The sequence below is a fragment of the Photobacterium indicum genome (genome assembly GCF_003026215.1).
Taxonomy (GTDB): domain Bacteria; phylum Pseudomonadota; class Gammaproteobacteria; order Enterobacterales; family Vibrionaceae; genus Photobacterium; species Photobacterium indicum.
In genome coordinates this window covers 198,502-205,569 of record NZ_PYOC01000009.1, presented here as the reverse complement: position 1 = coordinate 205,569, position 7,068 = coordinate 198,502, and the positions used below count along the sequence as shown (strand labels likewise).

General features: G+C 40.9%; 4 protein-coding genes. All 4 read left to right on the top strand.

Going from position 1 to position 7,068, the window contains the following annotated elements; translation table 11 throughout:
* The first annotated feature begins 837 nt into the window (after positions 1 to 837).
* The 4 genes from C9J47_RS20520 to fabV all read left to right on the top strand — a co-directional run bounded on the left by C9J47_RS20520 (position 838) and on the right by fabV (position 7,028).
* Entirely contained in the window at positions 838 to 1,962 is a 1,125-nt protein-coding gene (locus C9J47_RS20520) for a M20 family metallopeptidase (RefSeq protein WP_107255164.1), read from the top strand.
* A gap of 619 nt (positions 1,963 to 2,581) precedes the next feature.
* Positions 2,582 to 3,256 (top strand): TetR family transcriptional repressor PsrA, encoded by a 675-nt coding sequence (gene psrA, locus C9J47_RS20515; RefSeq protein WP_006233525.1) that lies wholly within the window; start codon positions 2,582 to 2,584, stop codon positions 3,254 to 3,256.
* Between the two features lie 64 nt (positions 3,257 to 3,320).
* Positions 3,321 to 5,597 (top strand): acyl-CoA dehydrogenase, encoded by a 2,277-nt coding sequence (locus tag C9J47_RS20510; RefSeq protein WP_107255163.1) that lies wholly within the window; start codon positions 3,321 to 3,323, stop codon positions 5,595 to 5,597.
* Positions 5,598 to 5,825: 228 nt separating this feature from the next.
* A complete protein-coding gene (gene fabV, locus C9J47_RS20505; RefSeq protein ID WP_107255162.1) occupies positions 5,826 to 7,028 on the top strand; it encodes an enoyl-ACP reductase FabV in 1,203 nt (400 codons plus the stop codon).
* Positions 7,029 to 7,068 lie beyond the last annotated feature (40 nt).

The window sequence follows — 7,068 nt, the reverse complement described above, 5'->3', positions numbered from 1 at the left end:
AAAAAAATCCCGCTGAGAATAATGTCAGCGGGAGGAATGTTCCATAAAACAATTAGGAGTTTGTAGCAGCAGTGGTAATTCAGACTATTAAGGTTAATGTAACGTAGTCACCCTTTCGGTAAGGATGCAAACCAGTAATCTCAATCATAGTAATAAGAGTGTCTATTGCTTAGTTAGTTCAAATTTTTTTTAAAAAAAATGGGTTATTTATTTTTTACCCGCTGAAAAATGATAGCTTGGGTGTTTTATTGTGTTTTATTGTGTTTTATAAGATAAATAAATCCTACTGATAATAATGCCAGTGGAAGGGGGGCCATAAAAATATTTTGGCTGAAGATAATGCAAAAAAACTCGCTGAATATCAGCGAGTAGAAGTTTAAAGTATTCAAACACAATAAGTAGGAGTTTCAGCAGTAGCATTGCTGATTAAAGGAATGATTTATTCGTGTGGGCGGCCAGCTCACAAATAACTCTTTAATCTTAATGTCAATATATAGGACTCGTGTTTTCAGGGTTAGTTCAAATTAGTTCTATTTAAATTTAGCAGTTAGTATAAAGTACTGATCTTACGATTTAATTAATATTGTCATTTCATTTAGGTGAGGTGTTTTTTATTGGAAACATATGATGCAAATCAGAGCATCGCAACGAGTGTTCTGGCACATTATCATCAAGCTATCTCAATACGTTGGATTCAGAGTTTCGCTGAAACGAGCACTTTGAGGTAACTTGGGGATCATATCTCTATGATGTTCTAAATCCCTTTATCTGTCTGGCACTGCCTTTCTACAATTAAATGTGCCAGTCGTGGTCTACGACGTATTGAAGGAGAGCAAAGTGGCTCTGAATTTTGACCTAGATACCTATTTAAATCAGCTAAAACAACTTGTAAATATCGATTGTGGTACGAGTACACCATCTGGCATAGCTAAAATTGCAGATGTGTTGACACCAATGTTTGAACAAATTGGCTTTCATGTTGAGCGTTTTCAATTACATAATGATGCAGGTCCTTGCTTAAAAATAACCAATAAGCCTGACGCGCAATTCTATGACGTGATGTTAAGCGGTCATATGGATACCGTCTTTCCTGAAGGTACTGTCGCTAATCGTCCGATGACATATGATGACGAGAAAGCATACGGCCCTGGTGTCACCGATATGAAATCTGGCATATTGAGTGCGTGGTATGCTTTACAGGCGATGACGCTTGAAGAGTTAGACCGCCTATCAATTGTCGTTGCTTTAAATTGCGATGAAGAGATCGGCTCTTTATATTCTCGCGAATGGTTAGAAAGCATTGCACGTCAAAGTCGCCAAGTATTAGTGTGTGAAGCGTCACGACCGACTGGAAACCTTATTCGATCACGTAAGGGTAACGCTAAATATGAACTTGAATTTCATGGGGTTGCTTCTCATGCTGGTTCCGCTTTAGCTGATGGTATTTCTGCTATTTATGAGCTAAGCCATTGGTCGTTGGCAATTAGGGATATGGTTAATCTGAGTACTGGTACCACGATGAATGTGGGGGTTATTGAAGGGGGTATGGCTGTTAATGTGGTGCCCGATTACGCAAAAGCCATTGTTGATCTGCGTTTCTGGAATACAGAAGAAGCGGAAGCGATCGATAAAACGTTACGTGAAATGGCGAAAAACCCTTTTGAAAAAGGGGCAAGCGTAACTGTAAATCATGTCACTTTTAAGCCATCGATGCAGCCAACAGCAGACACCGAAGCACTCATTACATTGGTGAGTGAAGAGGCGGATAAATTAGCAATAACGTACGGTTGGGAAGATGCAGGTGGTGGCTCTGATGGCAATTTTACTGCCGCTCTTGGCATTCCGACGTTAGATGGTTTTGGGCCTATGGGGGCAGGCTTCCATAGCGATAAAGAATATTTGCTGATTCATTCAATTCAGCCTCGTATCCAGTTATTAGCCAATGTATTAAAACGTATCTAATACGTTATCTAAGTATAAACTATTGAAAAGCCTCTTTTTAGAGGCTTTTTGATTTAACCTCAATTCGGGATAAGAAAATCTAAAAATCAAATAGTCTAGTCTATTGCGGCGATTTTAACGCAGTAAGGCGCGAAAAGAACAATGCTGAGTGGCTTCAATTATCTCGAGCTGAGGTTATTTAGATACATCTAAATAAAGAAAACCCATCTCTATAAAGGGACGGGTTATGAAGAATGTCTTCTAAGAAAAAGCAGTGGCATAATATAAGACCCGCTAGTCTAGTATTTGTTCCCAAAAATGTGATCTTTTTTCAAAAAAGATGATTTTTAAAGTGAGGTTTAGTTCTGTAAGGGATAAGTGCAATCATTACTTATTGATTAATAGTTGGTTTACCATTTCTTGAACTCAGGTCTTTCTTTCCATTTGTATAAATAAAATACACATCAAGTTCTAAAATTCTGTACATCTTTCATTGAAAGGTAATGAAGGATCACTGTCACATTTTAGGATGTATTCCAATATCTAGTACGTAAAATTAACGTTATTTAATTGATTTTAACTTGTTAAACATGTTGTCGGGATGTAAAGTTCAAACATGTGTTTAATACGGGTGAATGAAATGGCAGGAAAGGGAGAAACAAAAGGTCGTATTTTGGATGCTGCTGAACTGCTATTTGCTGAGCATGGATTCAAAGAAACCTCATTAAGAACGATAACAAGTAAAGCTGGCGTTAATTTAGCTTCAGTTAATTATCATTATGGTGATAAGAAAACTCTGGTTAGAGCTGTACTTAGTCGCTATTTAGAACAATTCATGCCTTCGCTTAAAAATGAATTGGAAGCGTTACTCAAGCACGATGAAATTACAATGGAAGATGTTTTTCGTTGTGCAAAACAGCCTTTATCATCATTGAATGATTACCGCCCTTGTGGCACTACTATCTTTATGTCGTTGATTGGACGAGGTTACACCGATGTTCAAGGCCACTTACGCTGGTTTATCATAACGCGTTACAACGATGTGTTAACCCTTTTTACGAGCGCGGTATGTCGTGCAAATCCTTCACTTGATCCTGAAACGCTTTTTTGGCGCCTGCATTTCACGCTGGGTGCATCAGTATTTACCATGGCATCAAGTAAAGCATTGTGCGAAATCGCTGAAAATGATTTTTCCTGCAAAGTTGAAACCGAAGATCTTATTGATCGTTTAGTCCCTTATTTAGCGGCGGGTGTTGCTGCACCTATCGATCAAGGTTTGTCTTTAGTTTCATCTCCTAAAACCGGCACAGAGTAACTCGAATGATTTAACGAATCCCTACATTAATAATAACGATAAATGAAACAAAAGGACCTGAAAAATGAGCACTTTAACTAATTTGCGTCAACGCTACATCAGTGATCCCGCTTTTAAAATGTTTAAAAAAGTGCTACCACCATTATCTGATACAGAGCGAGAAGCGATGGAAGCAGGTAGTGTGTGGTGGGATGGAGAGTTGTTTAGTGGTTCGCCTAATTGGAATACTTTGCTGGCTTACCCCAAGCCAAAGCTCACGGATGAAGAGCAAACGTTTATCGATACAAAGCTCGAAACTTTATTGGAGATGCTGAATGATTATGAAATTGTTCAGGAAGACAAAGATCTTTCGCCAGAGGTATGGGCGTATCTACGAAAAGAAAAGTTTTTCTCGCTGATTATTAGTAAAGAATATGGCGGTTTGAATTTTTCATCGCTGGCAAACTCTACGATTGTAACAAAAATTGCTACGCGTAGTTTAAGTGCTGCAGTTACTGTTATGGTGCCTAATTCGTTAGGGCCTGGTGAGTTATTGTCTCATTACGGCACGCAAGAGCAAAAAGACTATTGGTTGCCACGCCTAGCGCATGGTGAAGAAGTCCCTTGTTTTGCGTTAACAGGTCCTGAAGCGGGTTCAGATGCTGGTGGTATACCTGATATGGGTATTGTTTGTTACGGCGAACACCAAGGTAAAGAAGTACTGGGTATTAAGGTTAGCTGGAACAAGCGTTATATCACCCTTTCACCCGTTGCAACTGTATTAGGTCTTGCGTTTAAGCTGCAAGACCCTGATGGATTGATTGGTGATAAAACGGATATTGGTATTACTTGTGCCTTAATCCCTGCTGATCACCAAGGTGTTGAGATTGGTGAACGTCATGATCCACTGAATATGGCATTCATGAATGGTCCTACTCGTGGGCAAGATGTCTTTATTCCGATGGATTGGGTTATTGGCGGACAAGAGTTCGCAGGTCGAGGCTGGCGTATGCTGGTGGAGTGTCTATCAGCTGGTCGTGGTATTTCATTGCCTGCGTTAGGTGCCGCAATTGGTCACCTAACAGCACGTACTACGGGGGCATATTCTTACGTGCGTAAGCAATTCGGGATGTCGATTGGTAACTTTGAAGGCGTAGCACAAGCAATGGGGCGTATTGGTGGTTACACCTATATGTTAGAAGCGTCTCGAACGCTAACTACAACGTCGTTGGACCAAGGTGAAACTCCCGGAATTATTACGGCGATTGCTAAGTACCATATGACAGAAATGGCACGTACAATTTTGAATGACTCGATGGATATTCATGCCGGGCGTGCGATTCAGCTTGGGCCAATGAACTACTTAGGTCACCATTACTTTGGTATCCCTGTTGCGATTACCGTCGAAGGCGCAAACATTCTGACCCGAAACTTAATGATCTTTGGTCAAGGGGCTACGCGTTGTCACCCATTTGTACTGAAAGAAATGGAATCTGCTGCGAACCCTGATGCTAAGCAAGGTGCAAAAGAATTTGATAGCTTGTTATCGAAACACATCAGTTTTGCGGTGGGTAATGTTGCGAAGTCAGTATTGAATGCATTTACAGGTTCACGATTCAATTCGGCACCTGTTAGTGGTGAAACCGCAGTTTATTATCGCCATTTATCACGCATGAGTAAGGCACTAGCCGTTGCTGCTGACTTTGCAATGTTGAGTCTTGGTGGTGAGTTAAAGCGTCGTGAACTGGTATCTGCACGATTGGGTGACGTACTCAGCCACTTGTATTTAGCCTCTGCAACCTTGAAGCGTTTTGAAGATGAAGGTCGTCAACAGCAAGATCTTCCGATGGTACATTACGCGCTACAACATTGTTTACACCAGTGTGGTGTTGCCTTTCATGAAGTGCTTAACAACTTCCCACGTAAAGGGGTAGGTCGTACATTGCGTACCATTCTATTCCCGCTTGGTATTCGTTATGACGCACCGAGTGATGAAGTAACGGTTCAGATTGCAAAACTACTTATGACTCCAGGTGCGCACCGTGAGCGTTTAACGAGTCTCTGCTATGTGGGCGATAAAGAGTCAGATCCGGTTGCGATTATGGAACGTGCGTTTGTTGCCATGTACAGCGTGAAAGATATTGAGCGTAAATTGGTACAAGCAACGAAGTCGGGTGAGATCCCGCGCAAAGTTTCATTAACAGAAAAGTTACAAATCGCGCTGGGTGCGGGTATTGTCACAGAAGTAGAAGTTGAAAAAATGCACAATGCTGACCAGTTGAGACAGCAAGCGATCCAAGTGGATAACTTTGATGCTGATAAATTCAAAAAAAGTGGTCTGCAACCAGGAAAGGCGGCTTAAGAGTTATTGTGCCATTTGTGTTCAGTAATTTTTTAAAAGAATAATAAACCTGGTGTCTCCCATGTGTCATGCAAGGATTGAAAAATCGATTGCATGGCACTTTTTTTTGTCTAAATTTAGTGTTAACACCTCCAACCACTGCATTTTTTATGGTTTTTATACATAAAAATAATGCGAAGTTGCCAGTAACCTTTTATCCTACAGTCAATTATGTAAGGGAAGTTGAAGATGATCATCAAACCTAAAATTCGTGGATTTATTTGTACAACAACGCACCCAGTGGGTTGTGAAGAGAACGTTAAAGAGCAAATCGCATACACTAAAGCTCAAGGCCCAATTGCAAATGCACCTAAGCGTGTACTTGTTGTCGGCTCTTCTAGTGGTTACGGTTTGTCATCACGTATTGCTGCGGCATTCGGTGGTGATGCAGCAACTATTGGTGTTTTCTTTGAAAAGCCAGGTACAGAGAAAAAACCAGGTACAGCAGGTTGGTATAACTCAGCAGCATTCGACAAACTGGCTAAAGAAGAAGGTCTTTATTCTAAGAGCCTGAATGGCGATGCTTTCTCTCATGAAGCGAAACAGAAAACAATTGATCTGATCAAAGCTGACCTGGGTCAGATTGATATGGTGGTGTATTCGTTAGCATCACCTGTTCGTAAAATGCCTGAAACGGGTGAAGTTGTACGTTCAAGCCTAAAACCAATGGGTGAAACATACACAGCAACAGCCGTTGATACGAACAAAGATGTATTAATTGAAGCAAGCATAGAGCCTGCAACCGAGCAAGAAATCGCTGATACCGTTACCGTAATGGGCGGTCAGGATTGGGAGCTTTGGATTAATGCTTTATCTGAAGCGGGTGTTTTAGCTGATGGTTGTAAGACCGTTGCTTACAGCTACATTGGTACTGAAATTACTTGGCCTATCTACTGGCATGGCGCACTAGGCAAGGCGAAGATGGACCTTGATCGTGCAGCATCAGAATTAAATAACAAGCTATCTGCTACTGGCGGTTCAGCGAATGTTGCCGTATTGAAGAGCGTTGTTACTCAGGCAAGTTCTGCTATTCCAGTCATGCCACTTTATATCGCGATGGTCTTTAAGAAGATGCGTGAAGAAGGTGTGCATGAAGGTTGTATGCAGCAAATCTATCGTATGTTCACTCAACGTTTGTACAAGGCTGACGGTACAGCACCTGAAGTAGACGAAGAGAATCGTTTACGTCTTGACGATTGGGAACTGCGTGAAGATATCCAGAAGCACTGCCGTGACTTATGGTCTAGCGTAACCAATGAAAACTTGTTTGAAGTTGCTGATTACCAAGAATATAAAGACGAGTTCATTAAGCTATTCGGCTTTGGCATTGATTCAATTGATTATGATATCGATGTTAATACACTGGTTGAATTTGATGTAGAAAATATCTAATCATATTTAATGAGTAAAAAAAACCGCCTCATTGGGCGGT